Source organism: Lutimonas halocynthiae, from assembly GCF_030409835.1.
Taxonomy (GTDB): domain Bacteria; phylum Bacteroidota; class Bacteroidia; order Flavobacteriales; family Flavobacteriaceae; genus Lutimonas; species Lutimonas halocynthiae.
This window is the reverse complement of record NZ_JAUFQO010000006.1, coordinates 1-3,192: the sequence shown is the minus strand read 5'-3', so window position 1 is coordinate 3,192 and position 3,192 is coordinate 1. Positions and strand designations below refer to the sequence as shown.

The 3,192-nt window shown below is 47.3% G+C and carries 2 rRNA genes; both read left to right on the top strand.

Annotation, left to right across the window (positions count from 1 at the left end):
- Nucleotides 1-27 precede the first annotated feature (27 nt).
- A 23S ribosomal RNA gene (locus QWY87_RS11660) occupies nt 28-2,913 on the top strand.
- A gap of 110 nt (nt 2,914-3,023) precedes the next feature.
- Nucleotides 3,024-3,133: ribosomal RNA gene (gene rrf, locus QWY87_RS11655) — 5S ribosomal RNA — on the top strand.
- Nucleotides 3,134-3,192 lie beyond the last annotated feature (59 nt).

Sequence of the window (3,192 nt, the reverse complement as noted above, 5' to 3'; positions counted from 1 at the left end):
CAGGTTGATTTTATCGCAAAAAGTACAATAAGCTAAAGTAAGGGCGCATGGCGGATGCCTAGGCTCTCAGAGGCGAAGAAGGACGTGATAAGCTGCGAAAAGCTGCGGGGATTGGCACATATGAATTGATCCGCAGATATCCGAATGGGGCAACCCGGCATGTTGAAGACATGTCACCTCGCAAGAGGAGCAAACCCGGCGAACTGAAACATCTAAGTAACCGGAGGAAGAGAAAACAAAAGTGATTCCGTAAGTAGCGGCGAGCGAACGCGGACTAGCCCAAACCAGTATTGTTACGGCAATACTGGGGTTGTAGGACCACGATATTCGATGCTAATTAAATTAGAACTGTTTGGAAAGACAGACCAAAGAGGGTGATAGTCCCGTATAAGTAAGAGAAGTTATTGATAGTGGTATCCTGAGTAGTGCGGGGCACGTGAAACCCTGTATGAATCAAGCGGGACCATCCGCTAAGGCTAAATACTCCTGAGAGACCGATAGTGAACTAGTACCGTGAGGGAAAGGTGAAAAGAACCCTAAGTAAGGGAGTGAAATAGAACCTGAAACCGTGCGCTTACAAGCGGTCGGAGCAGACTTGATCTGTGACGGCGTGCCTTTTGCATAATGAGCCTACGAGTTACTTTATCTAGCAAGGTTAAATGATTAAGTCATGGAGCCGTAGCGAAAGCGAGTCTGAATAGGGCGATTTAGTTAGGTGTAGTAGACGCGAAACCGAGTGATCTACCCATGGGCAGGTTGAAGCTGTGGTAACACACAGTGGAGGACCGAACCAGTTGACGTTGAAAAGTCTTTGGATGACCTGTGGGTAGGGGTGAAAGGCCAATCAAACTCGGAAATAGCTCGTACTCCCCGAAATGCATTTAGGTGCAGCGTTGTGCACAGTTTTATAGAGGTAGAGCTACTGATTGGATGCGGGGGCTTCACCGCCTACCAATTCCTGACAAACTCCGAATGCTATAAAATGATACACAGCAGTGAGGGCATGGGTGCTAAGGTCCATGTCCGAGAGGGAAAGAACCCAGACCATCAGCTAAGGTCCCCAAATATATACTAAGTTGAACTAACGAGGTTTGATTGCATTGACAGCTAGGATGTTGGCTTGGAAGCAGCCATTCATTTAAAGAGTGCGTAACAGCTCACTAGTCGAGCGATCGAGCATGGATAATAATCGGGCATAAGTATATTACCGAAGCTATGGATTTACAACATTAGTTGTGAGTGGTAGGGGAGCATTGTAATCAGCGTAGAAGGTGTACTGTAAGGTATGCTGGAGTGATTACAAAAGAAAATGTAGGCATAAGTAACGATAATGCGGGTGAGAAACCCGCACACCGAAAGACTAAGGTTTCCTCAGCGATGCTAATCAGCTGAGGGTTAGTCGGGACCTAAGGCGAACCCGAAAGGGGTAGTCGATGGACAACGGGTTAATATTCCCGTACTACTTATTATTGTGATGGGGTGACGAAGTAATGAACCCACTGCGTACTGACGGAATAGTACGTTGAACCAAGTAGGTATAGGATGTGTAGTTAAATGCGCACGTCTTGCTGAATTGGGATAGTACCACGAAGCTTCGGTGGAGTGGATAATGTGGCTAAGGGCTTCCAAGAAAAACCTCTAAACTTCAGATAATAAGTACCCGTACCCTAAACCGACACAGGTAGTTGGGATGAGAATTCTAAGGTGCTCGAGAGATTCATGGCTAAGGAACTAGGCAAAATAGACTCGTAACTTCGGGAGAAGAGTCGCCCCCACTTAATTGTGGGGGCCGCAGTGAAAAGATCCAGGCGACTGTTTATCAAAAACATAGGGCTTTGCTAAATTGAAAGATGACGTATAAGGCCTGACACCTGCCCGGTGCTGGAAGGTTAAGTGGAGATGTTAGCTTCGGCGAAGCATTGAAATGAAGCCCCAGTAAACGGCGGCCGTAACTATAACGGTCCTAAGGTAGCGAAATTCCTTGTCGGGTAAGTTCCGACCTGCACGAATGGTGCAACGATCTGGATACTGTCTCAGCCATGAGCTCGGTGAAATTGAAGTATCGGTGAAGATGCCGATTACCCGCTATGGGACGAAAAGACCCCGTGAACCTTTACTATAGCTTAGTATTGACTTTGGATAAGTAATGTGTAGGATAGGTGGGAGACTTCGAAGCAGCGTCGCTAGGCGTTGTGGAGTCGCCGTTGAAATACCACCCTTTGCTTATTTGAAGCCTAACTCCCTTATGGGAGGACAGTGCTTGGTGGGTAGTTTGACTGGGGTGGTCGCCTCCAAAAGAGTAACGGAGGCTTCTAAAGGTACCCTCAGCACGGTTGGTAATCGTGCGTAGAGTGCAATGGCATAAGGGTGCTTGACTGAGAGACAAACACGTCGATCAGGTTGGAAACAAGAGCATAGTGATCCGGTGGTTCCGCATGGAAGGGCCATCGCTCAAAGGATAAAAGGTACTCCGGGGATAACAGGCTGATCTCCCCCAAGAGCTCATATCGACGGGGGGGTTTGGCACCTCGATGTCGGCTCGTCACATCCTGGGGCTGGAGAAGGTCCCAAGGGTTGGGCTGTTCGCCCATTAAAGTGGCACGCGAGCTGGGTTCAGAACGTCGTGAGACAGTTCGGTCTCTATCTATAGTGGGCGTTAGAAATTTGAGTGGATCTGATTCTAGTACGAGAGGACCGAATTGGACTGACCTCTAGTGTATCAGTTGTCACGCCAGTGGCATCGCTGAGTAGCTACGTCGGGAAGGGATAAGCGCTGAAAGCATATAAGCGCGAAACCCACCACAAGATGAGATTTCTTTTAAGGGTCGTGGAAGACTACCACGTTGATAGGCTATAGGTGTAAAGGCAGTAATGTCATAGCCAAGTAGTACTAATAACCCATATAGCTTATGTAAGTTCGCTCTCCTTCGGGAGAGCGGCAGAACTTTTTTTTGCAATGTTTAACAATATCATTATTTTAATATGTCAACCTTTACAGGTTATCTATGATAACTTGACAAGCTTAAGGTGATTATAGCGATAGGTCTCACCTCTTCCCATCCCGAACAGAGAAGTTAAACCTATCAGCGCTGATGGTACTGCCCCTGGGTGGGAGAGTAAGTCGTTGCCTTTCTTCTAAACCTCTAACATATATATGTTAGAGGTTTTTTTATGCCCTGAAGCCAAGAACCC